Here is a 23,468-nt window from a genome sequence, read left to right as displayed (position 1 = left end):
GATGAAACATATACTAATAATAGGAATTGCACTTGTAAGTCTTTCAATTACCAGCTGCAAAAAAGAAGTAGATAACCCTGAAACAAACACCTCTTTTGCATTAAGTGATAATATGCTGAAAACTACAACAACAGCTCCTGCACAAACAGAGAAGGTAAAAAATGAATTAAATTTTTACGGAAAAATCACTGCCGATAATAACAAAATGATTGATGTATACCCGCTCGTTGGCGGAAATGTCATTAAGGTAAATGTTGAACTTGGTGATTATGTAAAAAAAGGACAAATTTTAGCCACTATAAAAAGTACTGATATTGCAGATTTTGAAAAACAATCTCTTGATGCTAAAAGTGATTTACTTGTAGCCAAAAACAATCTGAAAGTAGCTCAGGAATTATTTGACGGAAAATTAAATTCTGAGAGCGATGTTTTACAGGCAAAATCTGAAGTTGCAAAAGCACAGTCTCAATTAAGCAAAATTCAGGAAACTTATAAAATCTACAACATTAAAGCAGGTTCAATTTATGAAGTAACGGCGCCAATTAGTGGTTTTATCATTCAAAAAAGCATTAATCAGGATATGTTATTGCGATCTGACCGTTCAGAAAACATATTTGATATTGCTGAAATAAGCGAGGTTTGGGCAATGGCTAACATTAATGAAATTGACATCAACAAAGTAAAACTTGGTATTGATGCAGATGTAACGACACTAAGTTATCCAGATAAAGTCTTTAAAGGAAAAGTAGATAAAATCTTTAACGTAATCGATCCGGAAACCAAAGCGATGCAGGCACGAATTAAATTGCAAAATCCGGGATATTTATTAAAACCTGATATGAATGCCAACATTAAATTATCTATAAACGAAGATAATTCGATGATTGCAATTCCTAGCGACGCCATTGTTTTTGACAAAAGTAAAAACTTTGTAATGATATTTAAAGATCGTCATAATATCGAAACAAGACAGGTTGAAGTTTACAGAGTTGTTGGAAAGACCACTTATATATCTAGTGGCTTAAAAGAAAATGAAAAAGTCATTACCAACAATCAGTTATTTATTTATCGCGCTTTAAACGATTAAGACATGAACAAATTCATTCGAAACATTATTGCTTTTTCTCTTAAGAATAAAGCATTTACCTTTTTTTGGGTTGGAATATTGGCAGTTGCAGGATTTATTTCCTTTAAAAATATGCCCATTGACGCCTTTCCTGATGTAACTAATACCCAAATCATTATCATTACACAATGGAATGGTAAAAGTGCTGAAGAAGTAGAACGTTTTGTAACGTCTCCAATTGAAATCTCGATGAACTCGGTTCAAAAAAAGACCAGTGTTCGCAGTATAACAATGTTTGGATTATCTGTAATCAAGATTATTTTTGATGATGGTGTCGATGATACCTTTGCGCGTTTGCAGGTAAACAATTTATTAAAAAATGTATCGCTTCCTGATGATGTAGAACCAGATGTACAGCCACCATACGGGCCAACAGGAGAAATTTTCAGATATATTGTAAAAAGTGACAGCAGAGACAGCAGAGAATTACTGACTTACCAAAACTGGGTAATCGACAAACAACTTCGTGCAGTTCCGGGTGTTGCCGACTTAAATGTTTTTGGAGGTCAGACAAAAACTTATGAAGTTGGAGTTGATCCTATAAAACTGGCTAAATACAATATTACACCTTTACAAGTTTACAATGCAGTTAATGGTGGAAATTTAAATGTTGGTGGAGATATTATAGAAAAAAACGGTCAGGCATTTGTTGTTCGTGGTGTTGGTCTTTTAAAATCTATCCCGGATATTGAAAATATTATCGTTGATGATGCTGGTGGAAACCCAATTTTAGTAAAAAACGTTGCTTCGGTTTATGAAAGTGCAATGCCACGCGTTGGACAAACCGGAATTGGAAAAAATGATGATGCTGTTGAAGGAATTGTAGTAATGCGTAAAGGTGAAAACGCACAGGAAACTTTAGCTTTAATCAAAGACAAAATCAAGGATTTAAATGACAATGTCCTTCCAAAAGACATAAAAATTGAGACATTTTATGATCGTGATAATTTGATGAATTTCACGACAGAAACTGTAATGCATAATTTATTTGAAGGAATCATTCTCGTTACTTGTGTTGTATTTCTTTTCATGGCAGACTGGAGAACCACTTTTACGGTTTCAATCGTAATTCCGCTTTCACTACTATTTGCCTTTTTATGCTTAAAAATGATGGGAATGAGTGCCAACTTATTAAGTTTGGGTGCAGTCGATTTCGGAATTATCATTGATGGAGCGGTAGTTATGGTCGAGGGATTGTTTGTGGTACTGGATCACAGGGCGCATCAATTAGGAATGACGGCTTATAATAAAATTGCAAAAGGAAGCATTATCAAGAAAACCGGAACAGAAATGGGTAAAGCCATATTCTTTTCTAAATTGATTATTATTACAGCTTTATTACCAATATTTTCATTTCAGAAAGTAGAAGGAAAAATGTTCTCTCCTCTTGCTTTTACTTTAGGATTTGCATTAATGGGAGCTTTACTTTTTACTTTGACTTTGGTTCCTGTATTATCACACATCTTATTAAATAAAAATGTAAGAGAAAAACACAATCCTTTCGTTAATTTCTGGGATAGAATTGTCGAAAAAGGTTTTGCCTGGACGTTTAAGCATAAAGTCAAAACTCTAACAGCTTCTGTTGGAATCATTGTTGCGGTATTTTTCTCTGCATCATTTCTGGGAACCGAGTTCTTACCGCAGTTAAATGAAGGAGCTTTATGGGTAACAGCAGAATTGCCAATGAGTACTTCGCTTCCTGAGAGTGTAAAGACAGCTGCTATAATTAGAAAAGATCTCGAAAGTTTCCCTGAAGTTAAAAACGTTCTTTCTCAAACTGGCCGAAGCAATGACGGAACAGATCCGAATGGTTTTGGGTTTATTCAGCTTCAGGTTGATTTAAAACCAAAATCAGAATGGAAAAGAAAAATTTCTATGGATGATCTGATTAATGAAATGGACAATAAACTAAAAGTTCACCAAGGAATTACCTATAATTATTCTCAACCGGTAATTGATAACGTTGCTGAGTCTGTAGCTGGATTTAAAGCCTCAAATGCAGTAAAAATCTATGGTGATGATTTAGATAAACTTGACGAACTTTCGAATGAAGTTTTAGCAAAAATCAAAAATATTCCGGGAATCAAAGATGTAGGAATCCTAAGAAATGTTGGCCAACCCGAAATTAGTGTAATTCTGGACAGAGAAAAAATGGCTGCTTACGGAGTGACTTTGAGTGATGCCCAAGCTGTTTTGGAATTAGCATTTGGAGGTAAAACTGCCACTCAAAAATATGAAGATGAAAAGAAATTTGATGTAAGAGTTCGTTTTTCAAAAGAATATCGTAAAGATGAAGAAGATTTAGCCGAGCTTAAAGTTCCAACGAGTAATGGCGCCAAAATTCCACTAAAAGAAATTTGTGATATAAAAACAGTCACAGGACCGGCATTTATCTACAGAGATAACACAAAACGTTTTATTGGTGTAAAATTCTCTGTTCGTGATCGTGATTTAGGAAGTACAATTGCCGAAGCACAGTCTAAAGTAAAAGAAGTGAAAATGCCAGCAGGTTATACTACCGGATGGACAGGTGAATTTGAAAATCAAGTTCGTGCCAGTGCACGTCTGGCTCAGGTTGTTCCAATTAGTTTACTTGGAATATTTGTTCTGCTCTTTATTTTATTTGGAAATATAAAAGATTCTTTGCTTGTTCTGGCCAATGTACCTTTTGCAATTATTGGAGGAATTATGGCATTGCACATTACAGGAATGAATTTCGGAATCTCAGCCGGTGTTGGTTTTATTGCTTTACTTGGTATTTGTATTCAAAACGGTGTGATTTTAATCTCAGAATTTCATCATAATATAAAAGCCAAGTTTACACTCGAAGAATCCATTTTTAAAGGAGTAAAAGCACGAACAAGAGCTGTAGTAATGACCGCATTAATGGCTTCCATTGGTTTAATGCCAGCTGCAATTTCAACCGGAATTGGTTCTGAATCTCAAAAACCATTAGCAATTGTAATTATTGGAGGCTTAATTACAGCAACAATATTGACGTTATTAATATTCCCAATTATATTTTGGGTATTCAATCGAAAAAAGAATGTTCCTCTTGAATAAATAAATTAAGCAGGTTAAATTAATTCGATTAAAGAGAAAGCATCATTATTTTTAATGATGCTTTTTTGATTTCAATTCATTTTAATTTTTATCTTAGATTCTATAACATAAAAATTGTACATGAAATATATCTATTTTCTAATATCCCTTTTTTGTATATCTTTAGTAGCCTCGGTTATAAATTCAAAAGAAGGATTTACTTGTTTTCTTGAAATTATCCCAGCTATTATTGGCTTCCTGATCTTAGCTTTTACTTTTAAGAAATTCAGGTTTACCAATTTTACCTATACATTAATCCTAATACATTGCATTATTCTGTTTATTGGCGGCCATTATACCTATGCAGAAGTTCCGCTATTTGACTACATAAAAGAAATATTTCATCAAAGCAGAAATAACTATGATAAAATAGGACATTTTGCGCAGGGTTTTGTTCCTGCAATGATTATAAGAGAACTATTCATTCGTAAAGAAGTGATCAATAATAAAAGCTTTTTTAACTTTATTATTGTCTGCATTTGTTTGGCTATTAGTGCCGCATACGAATTTATAGAATGGTTTGTTTCGCTTGCTACTGGCGAAGGAGGAGATTCGTTTTTAGGAACTCAGGGTTATATCTGGGACACACAGTCTGATATGTTATTTGCTACAATAGGAGCTATCACGGCCCTGATACTATTCTCTAAAATTCAGGATCAGCAAATAAAAAACGGCCATTTTTAAAATATCCCGAAATTTTTATTTCACAAATAGTACTAATAAAAAAACGACCTTCTGCTCAATGAAGGTCGTTTTTATACTAACTCTAACTCAAACTAGATTTAAACTGTTTATTTTAAATCTTTCAAAATTGCAATTGCTTCTGTTGCATTTGATAATTGTGCATATTTTAATGCTGTAAAACCTTTTTCGTTTTTATCAGAAGCATGCGCACCTTTTGCTAATAAAATTTTAATAATTTCAACTTTATTGTAGCGGGCTGCTGTCATTAATGGCGTCATATCATCCGTCATTTCGTTTACATTAGCACCATACTCAATAAATTTCTTAACGATTTCTATATCACCTTTAAGAACGGCAACATTTAATGGAGTTGCATCATATGTTGATACAACAATTGGATCTTTAACTTCTAATACGTGATTTGCTGCCATTGATACATTGGCAAAAGCTACTAAAGCTACTCCTAAAATAATTACTGAATTTTTCATGTTGATTGATTGTTAAATTGATTGATGATTTTTAATTTCTATGTAAATGTAATTCTATTTCATGTATTATGCATAACAAAGTACCATGTTTTAACTAATTCTTAACATTCCATTAATAATAAGATTGAGAATTAGGCCTCATTGTAAATTCTTTGTTTCTAATAGACGCTTAAAAAATCAAAATGTTACACTTTAAAGCAAAAAAAATTAAAAAAAACCTTATAAAAGTGTTCCAGATAGTAAATTAGACTGGTAACTTTAATAACTTTACTATACTGAACTCTAACACATTACCGTAAATCCACTTAAAATACGTGCCTTTTTAAACCAGTAAGTAATCATTCTAACCTTAAAAACCACAAATTATGAGAATTGTCAAAATTATTTTACTCGTCCTTATTTTTGTTGTATCTGCAGTGCTAATTGGAGCTTATTTCATGCCAAAAGAATATGCTGTACAACGTGAAGTCACAATCAATAAACCTGTTGATTCTGTTTTTAACTATGTCAGATATTTAAAGAATCAAAACGAATTTAGTTATTGGGCTAAAATTGACCCAAAAATGAAAACTACTTATAAAGGAACAGATGGAAATATTGGATCAATTTCGGCCTGGGAAAGTGAAGTAAAAGAAGTAGGTGTCGGAGAACAGGAAATTACAAAAATTGCAGTAGGCAAAAGAATTGATTTTGATCTGCGCTTCAAAAAACCTATGGAAGATACTGCAAAAGGTTTTATGTCTACCGAAACTATAGCAGGAAATCAAACCAAAGTCAAATGGGGAATTAATGGCATTATCCCCTATCCAATGAATATCATGCTTCCGATGATGAAAATGGATCAAATGATTGGAAATGATTTGCAAAAAGGCCTTGAGAATTTAAAAAACAAGCTTGAAAAGGAATAAATTATTTCCAAAAAAAAAAGCATCATCTTTTAGAAGAATGATGCTTTTCTTTTTTTTATTTCAAAATTTTATCAAAGTCCTTTTAAAATAGCTTCAGATTCCGTTGCTTTTGCATATCTGGCATAATCTAATGCCTTAAGTCCATGCGTATTCTCTATTGAAGGTTTAGCTCCGTTTGCCAATAAAATATTTACAATTTCTGCATTATTAAAACGAGCTGCCAGCATTAAAGGAGTCATATTTCGCACAATTTTATTTACATCTGCGCCGTATTGAATGCTTTTCTTTACACTATCAATATCTCCGTTACAAACTGCAATATGCAAAGGCGATGATAAATAAAAAGGAATTTCGATTAAATTTTTACTTTCTAACTTCGCATTGGAAGCTGTTGTTAAATTCGCAAATAGCACAAATGCCGTTCCCAAAATAATTACTGTTTTTTTCATGATTGATTACTTGTTTTATGATTAATGATTGTGATGATTTATTATTAGACGCACATTATGTATAAAACGTTGCATCAAAAATGAAAAAAAATCTAAAAGTGTTCTAGAACAATCCAAAAACGCAATCAAAATAATTGAAATATGTACACCTATGTATCGCGCAAATGAGAAACTGTAAATTTCTTTTGTTTTGTCAATGGCATCTTTTGGCAGACCAGAAAAACCACTAAAATCTATGCCAACAACTGCAGGATGTGAACAGCTGACCGATTTTATGTCTGTTCCTTTTTTGTCAATTTGCTAAAAAAGAAAATGCCCAACTGTTATAAAAAGAAACAGTTGGGCATTTTTTGTTGTTATAATTCTTATGGTTTAAATAATAAATTTAAACCTGAAAAATACTATTTAGAAGAAAGGTAATCTAATACGTTTTTATCAATACGTTTGTCAATATTGTCAATATCAGCTTTTACAAATTTTTCTCCCAGAATATTCTCGTATAATTCGATATATCTCTCAGAAACAGATTCAATATATGCATCTGTCATATCTGGAATTTGTTGTCCTTCCTGTCCTTGAAAACCGTTCTCGATCAACCAGCGGCGTACAAACTCTTTTGATAATTGTTTTTGCTCCTCTCCTTTTTCTTGTCTTTCTGCATATCCGTCAGCATAAAAGTAACGAGAAGAATCCGGTGTGTGGATTTCATCAATTAAAACAATAACACCTTCTTTAGTTTTTCCAAATTCGTATTTAGTATCTACTAAAATTAATCCGCGAGAAGCAGCAATTTCAGTTCCTCTTTGGAATAAAGCACGAGTATATTTTTCTAAAACCAGGTAATCTTCTTTAGAAACAATTCCTTTTGATAAAATGTCTTCACGAGAAATATCTTCATCATGAGAACCATTATCTGCTTTTGTTGTTGGAGTAATGATTGGTTCAGGAAATTTGTCATTTTCTTTTAAACCTTCTGCCATTGTTACCCCGCAAATTTGTCTTCTTCCTGCAGCATATTCGCGTGCGGCATGACCAGAAACATAACCTCTAATAACCATTTCAACTTTAAAAGGATCACACAAATGTCCAACAGCAACGTTTGGATCCGGAGTAGCTATTAACCAGTTTGGAACAATATCCTGAGTCAACTCCATAAATTTTGTTGCAATTTGATTTAAGATTTGTCCTTTGTATGGAATTCCCTTTGGTAAAACTACATCAAAAGCCGAAAGTCTGTCGGTTGCAACCATTACCAAAAGTTCGTCGTTAATATTATAAACTTCTCTAACTTTTCCGCGGTAAACTGATTTCTGATTAGGAAAATTAAAATTTGTAGTTGTGATGGTGTTACTCATTATTCTCTAGTTGTGTTGTTTTCTATGAATGCAAATTTAAAACTATTTGACAGAGCAAACAAAGAAAAAATTACTTCAATTTTAGCGAATTATTTAAAGCTTAAAATTCCTTTACCAAAAGATTTAATGGAATCATCTAAACTTGCCAATGTGGTATCGTTCATTTTTTTATAATCCTCAGGCTGCACGATTAGAATTTGTCCCACATTATGAGCTGGCGCATTTGGCAAAAAAATTACAGCTCTTCCGTCCTCTCCTTCTTCAATTAAATGTGCAGGCTGCCAAAAATTTCCGTTTTTAAGCAGAATGGGCAAATCTGTAACAGGTTTTGGCTCATGATTTCTTTTCAAAAGTTTTTCTTCTGCCTCTTTTTTATTTTTTTCATAACCTGGCAAAAAAATCATCAGCTTCTCGTCTACCCAATTGGTAAATCTTTTTAAAATAGATAAACGCATCAAAAAACCGCTTAAATAAATTAGAACCACCAAAATCATTCCGCCCACGATATCGGTCGCGTATTTTCCCAATATCAAATCTAATCGCAGGAAGTGTGCAAATTTTTCTCCATAATTCTGAAAAAACTTCCAGACTTTTCCCAATAGAATAAAAAAAACTAAAAGCGGTAATAAAACTAATGCCCCCGAAATCAAGTTTCGTTCAGCTTGAAGTAGAAATTTTTTCATGGTTGCGTAATTAAAGGTTAAAAAAATAAGAGCTAACTCTTTGTGAATTAGCTCTTATAAAAATAACTATTATTTAGTATTCAGCAACAATCTGAACATAAAATACTATTAATTAACTTGTTGCAAATTCTTTATCTAAAATTTTAGACACAATATACTTTGCAACGCCATCTTCGGCATTTGTTTTAATTACCTCCAAATCTGGCAAAGCATCTTTTAAAATTGAAGGTGCATTTCCCATAATCAAACCTTTTCCGGTTGCAGACAACATTTGTAAATCATTAAAACCATCGCCAAACGAAATAGCTTCATCCAAAGTAAAGCCTTCTTTTTCTAATACTTTTTCAATTGCAACTGCCTTGTCTACAGATTTGTCCATAAATTCTAAACAAGTTGGCAAGCTAAAAGCGTGATGCAAATGTTCTGAAGAGTTTGCCAAAACAGCATCTCTTACTTTTACCAATTTCTCATGATTCTCACAAGAGAAGAAAATCTTAATCGCTTTAAAATCTTCTATTGTTTTGTAATCTACCAATTCAGGACGATATTTTAAATCGGCTTGAAAAGAGTTTAATCGTTCATTCCATTTATTAGTCTGCCAAACATTTTCTTTGAATAACACAACCGTAACATCTGGATCGATTTCTATGTTTAATGCCGCTTTAACCACATCGCTGTCTAAATTAAAAGCGAAAAGTTCTTCTTTATTTGGCGAATGAATTCTTCCTCCATTAGAACTTACAAGGTAAACTGGCACTTCAAGGGTATCTATAATAGACAATGCATCAAGATGATGACGTCCTGTGGCTATAACGATAAGATAATTTTGATTGTGAAGTTCCTGAAAAATAGATTTGGTATATTCTGAAATCTTATGCTGAGGGTTGAGCAAAGTTCCATCAAGGTCACTTACTACAACTTTTATATTTTTAAGTTTTGTCATATTAATTGTCAAATATTTTGATGTGCAAATTTACAGCTTTAAGATGGGAAGACCAAAGTTTAGAAGCTTTTCAGGGCAGAAATACGGCAAGTTTATTATTTATTTAACTATTTCCTTAAATAAATTCAAATCTTTACAATTCCTGATTTATATAAATTTATAGCTTTTTGAATTATTAATTCAATCTCTTCTAAAGGTAAGTCTTCATCAGAATTAAGTATCATAATTTTCATTCTCGATCGTTTTTCCTGAAGCAAAAAAGGTTCATCAAAATGTTTTCCTTCTACAATTCCAATATAAGGTTGGTTATTCTTTTTATGCTTCCATAAATAGCAGAACATTTTTCCTTTGTAGCAAAAAAAAGGCATTCCGTATTTCAAAACGTGGGTAATGTCTTTGTCTTGTTTTAGAATAATTTCCCGTAATGCAAGAAATGTCCCTTTTATAGGTTCTTCCAGGTTTAAGTAGAAATCGTCTAATTGTTTCATTTTCTAATCTTTTGAGTTTTTGCGAAAGCAATTTTTAAAGTATCAGGACATTTAGAACTTATTTTTAATCTATAAAGTAAAGAATCGTTTTTGATGTAAAATATTTCTTTTGTGAAAAGACAAAAACTTTTTGTTCCATCTGGTTCACAATTTGAAATTGTTAATAATGGTAAAGATGCTTTATCCTTCCTATCAAAGAAAGCACAATCTGCAAAAGGAAAGACTACATAACAAGTATCTATTTTTGTACTGCTCAATTCGATAGAATCTCCTATCATCTTCCATTTTCCTTTCGAAAATGCTCCCCAATCACAACCACGGCTTCTATAATTAAAAGTACTATCAGAGTTTATTCTAATACTTGATTTACCAGGAACTATATATTCCGTATCATACCAAGTTCCGAGAAATTTATTTGGAGGGGTTTCTACTTTTTTACATGAAATCAAACTGATAAACAATAAAAAATAGAATTCTTTACACTTCATTGAATAGCAATTTATAATTAAAAAAAATATTCGTTTTGCACCTTTCAAAAAGAAATAAGTACAAAACGAATATTAATAAATGTTAAAACACATTTCACGATTTACATTCAACATTTCGCTAAAAAATAAAACTTTAGTCGTTGTTTTCTATTTGTTTATAAGCATCGATTACCTTTTTCACCAATCTGTGGCGTACGATATCTTTATCATCCAGATAAATAATTCCGATACCTTCAATATCTTTCAGAACCAAAATCGCTTCTTTAAGACCAGAAATAGTTCTTCTTGGTAAATCGACCTGACCAGGATCTCCCGTAATCATAAATTTAGCGTTTTTCCCCATACGGGTTAAGAACATCTTCATTTGCGAATGCGTTGTATTTTGCGCTTCATCCAGAATTACAAAGGCGTTATCAAGCGTTCGTCCACGCATAAACGCAAGTGGCGCAATCTGAATAATTCCTTTTAAAATGTAATCTTCGAGTTTTTCATTAGGCAACATGTCGCGTAAAGCATCATAAAGAGGCTGCATATAAGGATCTAGTTTTTCTTTCATATCTCCGGGTAAAAATCCCAGGTTTTCCCCTGCTTCTACCGCCGGACGTGTTAATATGATCCTTTTTACTTCTTTGTCTTTAAGTGCTTTTACAGCCATTGCAACGCCCGTATAAGTTTTTCCGGTTCCGGCAGGACCTATTGCAAATACCATATCATTTTTTTTGATAGTATCTACCAGTAACTGCTGGTTTGGCGTCATAGCCTTTATAATTTTACCGCCAACCCCGTGAACTAATATTTTGTGGTGATCATAAGCTTTTTTTTCTTCCTGACCATCACTCATTATTACACGTTCAATTACATTATCATCAATGTTGTTGTATCTGGTAAAATGAAGCATAAGCCTTTGAAATCTTTTTTCGAATTCATCTAAAACTTCTTTTTCGCCAAAAGCTTTTAAAGTTGTCCCTCGCGCTACGATTTTAAGCTTTGGGTAGTACTTTTTTATTATTTCAAGATGAGAATCCTGTGCGCCCCAAAAGTCTTTTGGAGCGATGTCTATAAGCTCTATAATTCTTTCGTTCAAATTGAGATAAATTTAAATTAAAACTAAATTTGTTTTGTAAATCTATTGTTGTCGGGTATGTTCATATCTTTAAACGCAAATTGTATTTTCTTTCTTTCAATTTGTATTTACTATTACTAGATTTGCATTTCTCAAATTTAATGAAAATTAGGTTTAAATACTACCAATAGTTATAAACAAAATGATGTCAATAATTACCCTTACTACTGATTACGGCTTGAAAGACCACTTTGTTGGTTCGCTGAAGGGTAAAATACTTTCTGAAAATCCAAAGGTTCAGATTATTGACATTTCGCACGACATTGACCCATTTAACACTGCCGAAGCAAGTTATGTTATTGGCGCCTCTTATTTAAGTTTTCCAAAAGGAACAGTTCACCTGATTGGAGTGGATATTGAACGCAATAAAGAGAATCAGCATATTGCAATGCAATGGAACGATCATTTCTTTATTTGTGCCGATAACGGAATTCTAAGCATGCTTACGCAAAAGATTGTTCCGCAAAAAATTGTCGCCATCAATATACATGACCGTTTCCCTACTGAATATTCCGATTTGGATATTTTTATTCAGGTTGCTTCTCATTTAGCAAAAGGTGGTTTACTAAATGTTATTGGAAAAGAAATTCCGGCTGTTAAAGAAGTAACCGAACTACAGGCTGTTGTTGCTGCCGACGGAAATTCGCTAAAAGGATACGTTATATATATTGATCATTTTGGAAACGTGGTTACCAATATTTCAAAAAAACAATTCTTAGAAATTTCTCGTGGTCGTCCTTATGAGATCGTAATGAAGCCGAAAAGTATCAAAACGATATTGCCAAATTATTCGTCCATCGCCACTTCAGATAAATATCCGATTAAAACCTATGAAGGAGAAAAACTGGCTATTTTCAACGAAGCCGGTTTTCTGGAAATTGCGATTTTCAGAAGTAATCCTTCTAAAGTGGGTTCTGCAAATAGTTTATTGGGATTGAATTATCGAGATGTGATTACGATTAAATTTACTTAAGAATTGCCCGCAGATTTTATTGATCGAGCGGATTTTTTACATTACCATGCGTTTTTTTGTTATTCTGACGAGGAAAATCATTCATTACATTATAAGCATAGCCCGTGGTTTCAACTATGGGAACGTAATTTGGTACGTGATATACATTGCGTTCCCATAGTTGAAACCACGGGCTATATTTAGCATTATTACGACAAAAAATTGCGTTTTAGATTATTTTAAATTTTCATAAAAAGAACAATCAATTTTGGTATTTTTGCGCACCTGAAATGCTTTTAAGCTTCAGTAAATCTAAAATCTAATATCTGAGATCTAAAATTGAATATATGTTCGTAAGAATAGTAAAAATGAGTTTTCATGAAGAAAAAATTCCGGATTTTCTGGAGAATTTTGAATCCATAAAACATAAAATACGAAATGCAGAGGGAAATCGTTTTCTAGAACTGTATCAGGACAAAAACGATAAATGCATATTTTTTACCTACAGTTATTGGGAAACCGAACAAGATTTAGAAAATTACAGACAATCTGAACTTTTTGATACTGTTTGGAGTTTTACAAAAAAACTGTTCAACGCCAAGCCTGAAGCCTGGAGTGTAGATAAACTAGTGAGCCTAAATTAAACCAATTTAACCGCAAAGAGCGCAAGTTTTATTCAAAGAAGCTTTATAAAAACGCTAAGTTCGCAAAGCTTTGATAAAAAACTTTGCGAACTTAGCGTAAAACTTTGCGTTCTTTGCGGTTATAAAAAAAACTTGAAACAAAATATATGAAGTCTATAATTTTAAGAGAAATAAAATCTTTTTTTGGATCTCCTATTGGCTATTTGGTCATTGCGATTTTCTTAATCAGCAACGGACTATTTTTATGGGTATTTGAAGGAGATTATAATATACTAAATACAGGTTATGCCGATTTAACTCCTTTTTTTACATTAGCTCCCTGGATCCTGATTTTCCTGATTCCGGCAGTTACCATGAGAAGTTTCTCTGACGAAAAAAAACAAGGAACCCTTGAATTGCTTTTAACCAAACCATTATCTGTTTGGGAAATTGTAAACGGGAAATTCTTCGGTTCTTTTTTATTAATTATACTGGCAATTATTCCAACTTTTATCTATGTAAAAGTAATTTCTAATTTAGGTTTACCTGAAGGAAATATCGATATGGGCAGCACCATTGGTTCATATTTTGGATTATTATTCCTGATTGCCTCTTATTCTGCCATTGGAATCTTTACTTCAACTCTATCAGAAAATCAAATCGTAGCTTTTATTATTGCTGTCTTTTTATGTTTTGTTTTTTATTTTGGTTTTGAAGGTATTGCTACTTTATTACCCGGACAATCTACCATAATTTCGGCTTTTGGAATGCAGGATCACTTTAAAAGTATCAGCCGTGGTGTCATCGATACACGTGATGTTATTTATTTTTTAAGCATTACCGTATTATTTTTATCTCTTACTGTTTATCAATTAAAATCTTTTAAAGCGTAATGAAAATATCTAATAAATTAAATTTAAAAACATTAGGCATTACCATTTTTGTTTTAATTGTTTTAAATGTACTCGGAAGCTTATTTTTTCACCGTTTCGATTTAACAAAAGACAAACGATATACATTATCTGAAACCTCTTTAAATATTTTAAAGCAGGTTAAAAATCCGTTGTCAATAAAAATCTACATGCAAGGAGAACTTCCTGCAGATTTTAGACGTTTACAACAGGAAACCAAACAATTACTGGAAGAATTTCAGGCGTATAATGGCAATATTGTTTTTGAATTCGTAAATCCGATGGAGAACGAAGATGAAAGCATGGAAATCGTCAAATCACTATATCAAAAAGGATTAACGCCAATAAACATTACTGTTGACGACAAAGGAAAGCAATCTCAGGCAATGGTTTTTCCGTGGGCTGTTGCAGTTTATAACAACAAAGAAGTCAATATTCCCTTATTGAAAAACATAATGGGCGCTTCGACTACTAAAAAAGTAACCGGATCTATTCAGCATTTAGAATATTCGATTGCAGATGCCATCAATAAAATCACAAAAGACAGACAGAAAAAAATCGCTATTATTAAAGGAAATGGTGAATTATCTGAAATTCATATCGGTAAATTATTAAGACAAATAAAGGAGAGTTACTATATTGGTCCATTTACTTTAGATTCTGTTGCAAAAGATCCAAACGGAACTTTAAAAGCTTTAAAAAACTATGATTTAGCAATTATTTCTAAGCCTACCCAAAATTTTTCTGATGAAGAAAAAGAAGTTTTAGACCAGTTTATCATCAATGGCGGAAAAACTTTATGGTTAGTAGATCAGGTTGCTGCAGATATGGATAGTTTGTACAATCAGGCCGGTGCGACTCTTGCATATCCAAGAGACCTGAATTTAAACGATATGTTTTTTAAATACGGATTTAGAATTAATCCTGATTTAGTAAAAGATGAACAAGGAAGCCCAATAAAACTGGCTACAGGCGAACAAGGAAGTGCAACTCAATATCAGGATTTTATATGGAAATTTGCTCCTGTAGTTACACCAACAAGCCTACACCCTATTGTAAAAAATTTAGGTGGAATTAAATTTGATTTTGCCAGTCCAATTGACACTTTGAAAAACGGAATCAAAAAAACGGTTTTAATGCAGTCATCCCAATATTCAAAGAAAATTGGAACACCAGCCGAAATAAATTTAAACATCGTAACAGAACAGACTTCTCCTGATGACTATTTAAACAAAGGAAACCTGATACTTTCAGTTTTATTGGAAGGTAGCTTTAATTCTGTTTTTGAAAATCGTGTTTTACCTTTCAAAGACAATTCTTTTCTGCCAAAAGGAAAACCAACCAAAATGATTGTAGTTTCTGATGGAGATATTGCCCGAAACCAGTTAGACAAAAACATGATGCCGGTTGAGTTAGGTTACGATCAAAGGACCGGAAATCTTTATGACAACAAGGATTTTATGATGAATTGTGTTAATTATCTTCTGGACGATACAGGACTTATTAACATTAGAAGTAAAGATGTAGAACTGCCTTTACTTGACAAAGAAAAAGTTTACGAGAATTACACTGTGACGCAATTCATAACTATCGGACTTCCAATTCTAATTTTATTGGTTTTTGGAGTTGCATTTACCTTCATCAGAAAAAGAAAATACAGTAAATAGATGTTAATAAAAAAATTGCGAAACTAAGATTGTTTACGATATATTTGTAATCCGTATCTTTAGCGTCCGAATGTTAAAGAATACACCAAAAAAATAAAACAAAAGAGATGAAATTTATAGTATCGAGTTCGTACTTATTAAAACAATTACAAGTTTTAGGTAGTGTAATTAACAGCAACAATACACTTCCTATTTTAGATAACTTTTTATTTGAACTAGACAATAATGCATTGACAGTTTCGGCTTCAGATCTTGAAACCACTATGTCTGCTACATTGTCAATCGATTCTACAAGCAAAGGTAGTGTTGCTGTACCGGCTAAACTTTTGCTTGAAATTTTAAAAACTTTTCCGGAACAACCTTTAACTTTTACAGTTGAAGACAACAATACAGTTGAAATTAGTTCTAACTCTGGAAAATATGCATTAGCATATGCAGCCGGAGAAGAATTTCCTAAATCTGTAAATCTTGAAGACCCGTCTGTTACTTTAGTTCCTGCTGATGTTTTGGCAACTGCTGTAAGCAAAACCATTTTTGCTGCCGGGAATGATGATTTGCGTCCGGTAATGTCTGGAGTATTTTTCCAGTTTTCGCCAGAAGGTTTGACTTTTGTTGCTACTGATGCTCACAAATTGGTAAAATATGCTCGTGCAGATGTAAAAGCATCTCAGGTTGCAGATTTTATTATGCCAAAGAAACCTTTAAATATTTTAAAAAGTATTTTAGGCAGCTCTGATGCTGAAGTAAAAATTGAATACAACGATTCAAATGCGACTTTCTCATTTGACAATTATATCTTAATGTGTCGTTTAATCGATGGAAAGTACCCTAATTATGAAGCGGTAATTCCTAAAGAAAATCCAAACAAATTAATGATCGACCGTTCTTTATTTTTAAGTTCTGTTCGTCGTGTTGCGATTTTTTCTAATAAAACTACACACCAAATTCGTTTAAAAATCGCAGGGGCCGAACTAAATGTTTCTGCAGAGGATATTGATTACTCAAATAAAGCCGAAGAAAGATTGACTTGTGATTACCAAGGTGATGATTTACAAATTGGTTTCAACTCTCGTTTCTTAATCGAAATGCTTACTAACTTACAATCAGACATGATTATGTTAGAAATGTCATTACCTAACAGAGCAGGGATTTTAACACCTGTAGACGGTTTAGAAGAGGGAGAAACTGTTACCATGCTGGTTATGCCGGTAATGTTAAATAGTTAACATCAAAACTTCTTTTTGTTACAAGGATTTTTTTTAGTTTCAAATTAAAGACATATCATTGTAAAAAAAAAATATCGCTATTAACCAACCATTTTTTATACCTAGAAACCGCAATTCTTTTTTTAAGATTTGCGGTTTTTTATTTTCATTAATTTTTGTTTCAGGTTGAATTGCAAATCGAAAGTAAACCCGACAGGTTTTAAAAACCTGACGGGTTTCTTAAGCAAAGAAAACCTGAAACCTGAAACTTGAAACCTGAAACAAATTTTTCTTTAACTTTGTAATATGAAAATAGAAATTTGGTCGGACATCATGTGTCCGTTTTGTTATATCGGAAAAAGACAACTGGAAACTGCATTAGAGCAATTTCCTAATAAGGAAATTGAAATTGAATGGAAAAGCTTTCAGCTTGATCCCACCATTACACCACAGTCCGGAAAAGATGTTTATACGTTTTTAGCCGAGCGAAAAGGCATGTCTATTGAACAATCTAAAGAAATGCATAAAGGAGTCACAGAACGTGCAAAAAGCGTTGGATTAGACTATAACTTTGACAAAGCAATCATTTCAAATTCCTTTACTGCACATCGCGTTATACAACTAGCTAAAACAAAAAAGTTAGGTGACAAAATGGAAGAAATATTCTTCAAAGCTTATTTTACAGAAGGCCGTGACCTAAATAATGGTCCAACTCTAATTGAATTGGCCGAAAAAGCCGGATTAGATAAAGAAGAAGTTCTGAAAGTACTGACAGATGAAAACTTATTTTCTAAAGAAGTGGAACACGATATCAAAGAAGCACAGGAAATTGGTGTGCAGGGAGTTCCTTTTTTCGTCTTTGACCGAAAATATGCTGTTTCCGGCGCTCAGCCTGTAGAGGCCTTTATTAATACAATAAATGAGGTTCTGAAATAATTCAAAAACAATCTCTTGTGAAATTTATTGTTTAAATGAAACTAACCCGATGTAATGCCAGTTAAAAAAGACCAAAACATTCCGCTTCTTGGCCTTCAGGAATTCAAAACAAACCAAAACTGGCATAACGATCAGCTTTTATTTAATGAGCTACATGGTGAACGCCATATTGACAAACCACATCAGCACGATTTTTTTATCATCGTGCTTTTTGATCAGGCAAAAGGTATTCATAATATTGACTTTGTCGATTACAACATCAACAACCATCAAATTCATTTACTTTTCCCGGGACAAGTACACAAATGGAGTATTGAACCCGAAACAACCGGTTATCAATTAATGATTGACAGAGATTTCTTTGAAAGCTTTTCTTCGGCTTTTCGTTTTTCATTTGTTCAGTATCATAATCATCCCGTTATCCAACTCAGTCAGGAATCTTATAAGCTCATACATTACGAGTTTGATGCCATTAAAAACGAACTGGAAAGCAAAGACTGTCTTCAGGAATTAATTAGCTCACGCACTGCGGTAATTGCCTCTGTAATAAGCAAAGAAGCTGCAAAAATCTTTGACGATCACGATATTTATCAAACTGAACCCCGTATTGCAAAGTTTCAGGAGTTGATTGATAACTCTTTTAAAGAAGAAAAATTGGTTTCTTTTTATGCTTCAAAACTTCATGTTTCAGCCAATTACCTTAATATACTCTGTAAAAAGCACTTAAAAATTTCAGCAACACAATTAATTCAGCAGCGAATTATTCTGGAATCTAAACGACAACTTAAAACAACAGCACTTTCGGTTAAAGAAATAGCCTTCAATTTAGGTTTTATAGATCATGCCTATTTTTCAAATTTCTTTAAAACCCAAACTGGTATAACTCCAACTAATTTTCGAGAGCAGTTATAAATCTTTCAAGCCTTGGAATAAATTTTTCACAACTTGTATGTATGTGAGTTATATTTTTGTATATCAATCTACTTTACATGAAAAACTCAAATATAACCCGCAAAGATTTTTTACGCAATTCTGTATATAGTGTTGCCGGACTCGCAGTTGGCTCAAGTTTTATAAATACTGCAGCAGCCTCTACAAATACTGAAACAGATTCTAAGATAAATATAACGGTTGGAAAAAATTATACAATAAAAAATGTCCGACTAGAAACAGGTTTCGAATACATAGAAGGAGAAGTTGTACACACTAAAACCGAATTATTCTGTATTGAAATAAGCGACGGAAAAATAAAAGCCATTTCTGCAAACAAACCCAATATGGATGCTATTGATGCAAAAGGTTTCTTAATGCTTCCCGCTTTTCGCGACATGCATATTCATCTCGATAAAACATTTTATGATGACTGGCAAGCTGTAAAAAGAAGAACAGGAGGTGTAAAGGGAATGATTGCGCTTGAACAGCAAATATTACCTGAAATGCTAAAAGATTCTACGCATAAAGCAGAAAAATTAATCGAGTTATTACAATCTCACGGAACTTCATTTGCACGCAGCCATGTAAACATAGAACCAACATCAAAACTGCAGTCTTTAAAAAATCTGCAAAAAGCTTTAGAAAACAAAAAAAATACTTTTGGTGCAGAATTAGTTGCTTTTCCACAACATGGTGTTTTTTATACCGATTCAGTCCCATATCTAAAAGAAGCTGCCCAAATGGACATTGACTTTATTGGTGGACTCGATCCATATTCTATTGATGGTTCTATTGAAAAAACAATTGATTTTACAGTCCAATTAGCCTTAGACCATAACAAAGGAATTGATATCCACTTGCATGAATCAGGAGAATCAGGGCTCAAAACCATCGAATACCTTATTACAAAAGTCAATGAAAATAAAAATTTAAAAGGAAAGACCTTTCTGAGTCATTGTTTTGCTCTTGGAAAATTGGATTCTGCTAAACAAGACGAAATGGCACAAAAATTAAGCAGCGCGCAGGTAGGAATCGTATCAACTATTCCATTTGGCAATCTGATCATGCCAATTCCAACTTTAATGAAGCATGGCGTAAATGTAATGACTGGTAACGACAGCATTATAGATCATTGGAACACTTTTGGAACAGGAAGTGTTTTACAGAAAGCCAATCTTGCGGCACAATTATATGGACAAGTAACTGAATTTGGTTTATCAAGAATGCTAAAACTTGCTACAGCCGGACCAATCCCTTTAGACGACAAAGGCGTACAGCAATGGCCAAAAGCTGGGGATATAGCCAACTTGGTATTTCTAGACGCCAGTTGTTCTGCCGAAGCAGTCTCCAGAATGTCACCCATAAAATCATTAATTCATAACGGAAACAAAGTTTATTAAAAAATGGCGACAATATATTGTCGCCATTTTAATTTTAAAACAAACAACACATTATATTGATTTACAAACACTTAAAACAGGTAATTATACCTAATTATAAGATTATACATTGCATTAAATTTACTGGTTCAATATAAACAACCAATAAAACTATGCAAAACAATGAAAATTCCGGCATCCCTAATGGCTGGATCGGCGGATTCCCGCCAGCGAACTCTCCGATGAAATATCCAACAAGAGATCTTTCTTCTTTACCTATGTTGAGCAATATGGATAATATAAAATTCCTGCAACGTCAACTAGGTGTAAAATGGCCTGAATTTAGTTGGGAAACACAAAAAGATTCTTCTGACACTAAAAGATGTTACCAACGATTTGCACCTTATGTTTCCCGAATTGGATACACAGATGAAGGAAGAGTATATTCTGTTATTTGTCCTCAACAAGGTATCTGGCTTAAAGATGAAATTTGTCTAAATGTAGAAGTAACCGTAACCGGACAAAGGGGCTGGGTTGATGAAAAATCAAAAGAAATGGCTTTAGATATGACTGTAGAAGGCAAAATTTGGTTTACACCAAGCGAACATCAGGGCGACAGAATAAATGAGGTCTGGCCATTTTTGAGATATAGTCTTCCAAAATTCCCATTAGACAAAGAAAATGCCATTAGAGTCAATACTTACTTACCAGGTAATCCAAATCAGCCCATTTTTCAGGTAAACAAAGGACTATCGCCTGAATACAAAAATCCTCCTTTTGCAACACATTCAGCCGAAGCTTTTACAACATCATACATTGCAGTAGAAATTGGTGATATAAAATCAACCAAAGATCCTGTTGTGGATGGTTTTAATGAGCTTATCATGAAAGCTTTTAATTTAGCTTCCGGCAACATGCTTCAACCTCAAAATATATTATCCTGGAATCTCTGGTTTACTGAGCCAGCTTTAGTCAATCAGGAAGAATGGAAGAATCATGCAGAATACTGGCGAAAATCCATTGATGCTCATCATGGTTCTCCTACGGGCGAAGGCACCCAGGCCAGATATTTTGACGGTTCTTATTTTAATGCTGAACAAAACGCAATAGACCAAATAATAGATGATATTATTGCTTACATAAAAGCACACATTTAAAGCAAAAAAGCCTATCGAATTAAAGTAATTCTTTAGGCCTTTTTTATCATTATTTTCTTTAAATAACACCCATTTTCTGCATTAAAAAAGTAGCACTTTTATTCTTGCAAATTCCCGAACGAAGTTTATAATCAAAATGAAGTTCATTGTCTTTGATTTCAACTTCAAAACATTGATTGGTCAAAACCTCAGGATATTCATTTGTTGTTAAACAAACTTCTATATCATGTGTAGCAATTGCTCCAATGGCTTTTTTTGCAATTACTTTTTTCACTACTTCAATAGTTCCGTTTCGTTTATCATCAGAATTTGTGCCTCTTAAAATTTCATCCAGCAAAACAAATGCTGGGCCCTCTTCCAAAGCATCCATAATTTGTTTTAATCGCTTAATTTCGGCAAAAAAATACGATTCACTATCCGCTAAAGAATCGGACAATCGCATTGAAACTAAAACTGGAAGTGGATGCATATTAGCTTTTGAAGCACAAACAGCTGAACCAATTCCACCAAGAACCATATTAACTCCTAAGCTTCTTAAAAAAGTACTTTTTCCGGACATATTTGAACCTGTAAGAATCATAAATGATTCAGGATAAAAATGAGTATCGTTCCCTACTCTGCTTATCGGATTCAATAATGGATGGCTTAAATTTTCAAATCCAATTTTATATTCTGAATTAATTTCAGGGAAAACAAAATCAGGATTATTATACGAAAGATTTGCCAAGCTATTCAAAGCTTCAAATTCTCCAATTATATTAATCCATTTTTCAAGTTCAGCCGCATAATCTTCTTTCCACTTTAAAAGAGCTCTTAAAACATGCAGATTAAATAAAAACGATCCATTAAATAAAGTAGCTGTCACAAAATTACTAATGGTATCCATTCTCGAAAATAGTTCTGATAATTGCTTTAAATGAGAACTTGCCGATGCTTTTTTAGAAACTAACTGTTTTTGTAATTCAATTAACTTTTTAGATTCAAATTTTTCAGTTTCAATCTTTCCTACTAATAAACTGTAATATTTAATCGTTTTATCAATATTATCCGCTTGAGCGATTTCTGATTGAATTCGTTTTACTGATCTTCCTAAAACAATTAAATTGGCAATAAATATATAAGTAACATAAGATAAAAGAATTGTCTTTGAAGTAATAAAATAGGCAATTACGAAACCAAAAAACAATGCGGGAAGAATTATCGAAAGTGCAATTAAAACTTTAGGTAAAGGATTATTTTTAAATGATATCCAATGAATTAATGAGTCATATGAGTTCTTACTGTCACCACTGACAATTGCAAGTGATTCAAAATCCTGACGCCAGTCTATTTTAGTTTTTAATTCGTTTATTGCTTCCTGGTTTTCTAAAATCGTTTCGGTAGAAAACAGATTCAATAAGGCATTAGCTAGTGTTTTTTTACCTATAAAAGTGGCTGTTCTATTTAAATTCTGAAACAAGGAATGCTCTCCAAAAACATCCAGATCATAAGCATAAGGATGATGAAAATCGTTGAACTCTATACCGTTTTCAAAAGAAAGCTTTTCTTTTTTCAAGTAAGATATTTCGTCTTCATTAATTTTTATAACTGCTTTTGTTAAATCTCTTTTGAATGATAATTTTGAATGCACTCTCATCAAAAAAAGAAAACCAGCAAAAGATAGAAAAGCAAACAGAATATAAAGCGCTTCATTGGTTTTGATGTAGTAAAACAACATAAACAAACAAAAAAATACGCTCAAAATTCTTAAAATACTTACGCTGTTATATCTTTTACTGATTTTATTAAAAATTTTTGAGTAATGCTCAACCTTACTTATGTATGCTTCCATTTTTTTAATTTATGAAATACAAATATAGGTTTTACAC

General features: G+C 32.8%; 22 protein-coding genes. 13 read left to right on the top strand and 9 right to left on the bottom strand.

What is annotated here, in order from left to right; translation table 11 throughout:
- Position 1 precedes the first annotated feature (1 nt).
- From OLM51_RS11810 to OLM51_RS11800, 3 genes are all read left to right on the top strand, one after another.
- Positions 2 to 1,087: an efflux RND transporter periplasmic adaptor subunit gene (locus tag OLM51_RS11810; protein ID WP_264550821.1), complete on the top strand. Its 1,086-nt coding sequence runs from the start codon at positions 2 to 4 to the stop codon at positions 1,085 to 1,087.
- A 3-nt stretch (positions 1,088 to 1,090) separates the two neighbouring features.
- Positions 1,091 to 4,189 carry an efflux RND transporter permease subunit gene (locus tag OLM51_RS11805; RefSeq protein WP_264550820.1) on the top strand — a complete coding sequence of 1,033 codons (3,099 nt, stop codon included), beginning with the start codon at positions 1,091 to 1,093 and terminating at the stop codon, positions 4,187 to 4,189.
- A gap of 120 nt (positions 4,190 to 4,309) precedes the next feature.
- A complete protein-coding gene (locus OLM51_RS11800; RefSeq protein ID WP_264550819.1) occupies positions 4,310 to 4,912 on the top strand; it encodes a DUF2238 domain-containing protein in 603 nt (200 codons plus the stop codon).
- A gap of 107 nt (positions 4,913 to 5,019) precedes the next feature.
- On the opposite strand, the gene OLM51_RS11795 is transcribed toward OLM51_RS11800, so the two are convergent.
- Positions 5,020 to 5,400 (bottom strand): ankyrin repeat domain-containing protein, encoded by a 381-nt coding sequence (locus tag OLM51_RS11795; RefSeq protein WP_264550818.1) that lies wholly within the window; start codon positions 5,398 to 5,400, stop codon positions 5,020 to 5,022.
- A gap of 365 nt (positions 5,401 to 5,765) precedes the next feature.
- Between OLM51_RS11795 and OLM51_RS11790 the strand changes: the two genes are divergently transcribed.
- On the top strand, positions 5,766 to 6,308 hold the full coding sequence (locus OLM51_RS11790; RefSeq protein ID WP_264550817.1) for an SRPBCC family protein: 543 nt from the start codon (positions 5,766 to 5,768) through the stop codon (positions 6,306 to 6,308).
- Positions 6,309 to 6,379: 71 nt separating this feature from the next.
- Here OLM51_RS11790 and OLM51_RS11785 read toward each other — a convergent pair whose 3' ends face one another.
- The 7 genes from OLM51_RS11785 to OLM51_RS11755 form a co-directional block, all read right to left on the bottom strand.
- On the bottom strand, positions 6,380 to 6,757 hold the full coding sequence (locus OLM51_RS11785; protein WP_264550816.1) for an ankyrin repeat domain-containing protein: 378 nt from the start codon (positions 6,755 to 6,757) through the stop codon (positions 6,380 to 6,382).
- Between the two features lie 401 nt (positions 6,758 to 7,158).
- Positions 7,159 to 8,112, bottom strand: a complete 954-nt coding sequence (locus OLM51_RS11780) for a phosphoribosylaminoimidazolesuccinocarboxamide synthase (protein ID WP_264550815.1) — start codon at positions 8,110 to 8,112, stop codon at positions 7,159 to 7,161.
- A gap of 89 nt (positions 8,113 to 8,201) precedes the next feature.
- A complete protein-coding gene (locus OLM51_RS11775; protein WP_264550814.1) occupies positions 8,202 to 8,795 on the bottom strand; it encodes a hypothetical protein in 594 nt (197 codons plus the stop codon).
- A 112-nt stretch (positions 8,796 to 8,907) separates the two neighbouring features.
- On the bottom strand, positions 8,908 to 9,738 hold the full coding sequence (locus OLM51_RS11770; RefSeq protein WP_264550813.1) for a Cof-type HAD-IIB family hydrolase: 831 nt from the start codon (positions 9,736 to 9,738) through the stop codon (positions 8,908 to 8,910).
- A gap of 125 nt (positions 9,739 to 9,863) precedes the next feature.
- Complete coding sequence (locus OLM51_RS11765; protein WP_264550812.1) at positions 9,864 to 10,226, bottom strand: DUF1801 domain-containing protein; 363 nt, start codon at positions 10,224 to 10,226, stop codon at positions 9,864 to 9,866.
- The gene (locus tag OLM51_RS11760) at positions 10,223 to 10,714 is read right to left on the bottom strand and encodes a hypothetical protein (RefSeq protein ID WP_264550811.1); all 492 of its coding nucleotides are present in this window, start codon (positions 10,712 to 10,714) and stop codon (positions 10,223 to 10,225) included. Before OLM51_RS11760 ends, OLM51_RS11765 begins: the two co-directional genes overlap by 4 nt.
- A gap of 133 nt (positions 10,715 to 10,847) precedes the next feature.
- Entirely contained in the window at positions 10,848 to 11,798 is a 951-nt protein-coding gene (locus OLM51_RS11755) for a PhoH family protein (RefSeq protein WP_264550810.1), read from the bottom strand.
- 184 nt (positions 11,799 to 11,982) lie between these two features.
- Here OLM51_RS11755 and OLM51_RS11750 point away from each other — a divergent pair, with 184 nt between their 5' ends.
- The 9 genes from OLM51_RS11750 to OLM51_RS11710 all read left to right on the top strand — a co-directional run bounded on the left by OLM51_RS11750 (position 11,983) and on the right by OLM51_RS11710 (position 21,600).
- A complete protein-coding gene (locus OLM51_RS11750; RefSeq protein ID WP_264550809.1) occupies positions 11,983 to 12,810 on the top strand; it encodes an S-adenosyl-l-methionine hydroxide adenosyltransferase family protein in 828 nt (275 codons plus the stop codon).
- A gap of 326 nt (positions 12,811 to 13,136) precedes the next feature.
- Positions 13,137 to 13,433, top strand: a complete 297-nt coding sequence (locus OLM51_RS11745) for a putative quinol monooxygenase (protein WP_264550808.1) — start codon at positions 13,137 to 13,139, stop codon at positions 13,431 to 13,433.
- 146 nt (positions 13,434 to 13,579) lie between these two features.
- Positions 13,580 to 14,305, top strand: coding sequence for a gliding motility-associated ABC transporter permease subunit GldF (gldF, locus tag OLM51_RS11740; protein WP_264550807.1), 726 nt, complete (start codon positions 13,580 to 13,582; stop codon positions 14,303 to 14,305).
- Positions 14,305 to 15,990, top strand: a complete 1,686-nt coding sequence (gldG, locus tag OLM51_RS11735) for a gliding motility-associated ABC transporter substrate-binding protein GldG (RefSeq protein WP_264550806.1) — start codon at positions 14,305 to 14,307, stop codon at positions 15,988 to 15,990. Before gldF ends, gldG begins: the two co-directional genes overlap by 1 nt.
- A gap of 107 nt (positions 15,991 to 16,097) precedes the next feature.
- On the top strand, positions 16,098 to 17,216 hold the full coding sequence (gene dnaN, locus OLM51_RS11730; RefSeq protein ID WP_213260223.1) for a DNA polymerase III subunit beta: 1,119 nt from the start codon (positions 16,098 to 16,100) through the stop codon (positions 17,214 to 17,216).
- A gap of 285 nt (positions 17,217 to 17,501) precedes the next feature.
- Positions 17,502 to 18,131 (top strand): DsbA family oxidoreductase, encoded by a 630-nt coding sequence (locus OLM51_RS11725; RefSeq protein ID WP_264550805.1) that lies wholly within the window; start codon positions 17,502 to 17,504, stop codon positions 18,129 to 18,131.
- A gap of 54 nt (positions 18,132 to 18,185) precedes the next feature.
- On the top strand, positions 18,186 to 19,043 hold the full coding sequence (locus OLM51_RS11720; RefSeq protein ID WP_264550804.1) for a helix-turn-helix domain-containing protein: 858 nt from the start codon (positions 18,186 to 18,188) through the stop codon (positions 19,041 to 19,043).
- 77 nt (positions 19,044 to 19,120) lie between these two features.
- A complete protein-coding gene (locus OLM51_RS11715; RefSeq protein WP_264550803.1) occupies positions 19,121 to 20,464 on the top strand; it encodes an amidohydrolase in 1,344 nt (447 codons plus the stop codon).
- 152 nt (positions 20,465 to 20,616) lie between these two features.
- The gene (locus OLM51_RS11710; protein WP_264550802.1) at positions 20,617 to 21,600 is read left to right on the top strand and encodes a hypothetical protein; all 984 of its coding nucleotides are present in this window, start codon (positions 20,617 to 20,619) and stop codon (positions 21,598 to 21,600) included.
- A 58-nt stretch (positions 21,601 to 21,658) separates the two neighbouring features.
- Here OLM51_RS11710 and OLM51_RS11705 read toward each other — a convergent pair whose 3' ends face one another.
- Positions 21,659 to 23,431, bottom strand: coding sequence for a MutS-related protein (locus tag OLM51_RS11705; protein ID WP_264550801.1), 1,773 nt, complete (start codon positions 23,429 to 23,431; stop codon positions 21,659 to 21,661).
- Positions 23,432 to 23,468 lie beyond the last annotated feature (37 nt).

This window comes from Flavobacterium sp. N2038, from assembly GCF_025947185.1.
Taxonomy (GTDB): domain Bacteria; phylum Bacteroidota; class Bacteroidia; order Flavobacteriales; family Flavobacteriaceae; genus Flavobacterium.
Note: the sequence above shows the minus strand (reverse complement) of the source record. Positions and strands in the feature narration are given on the sequence as shown.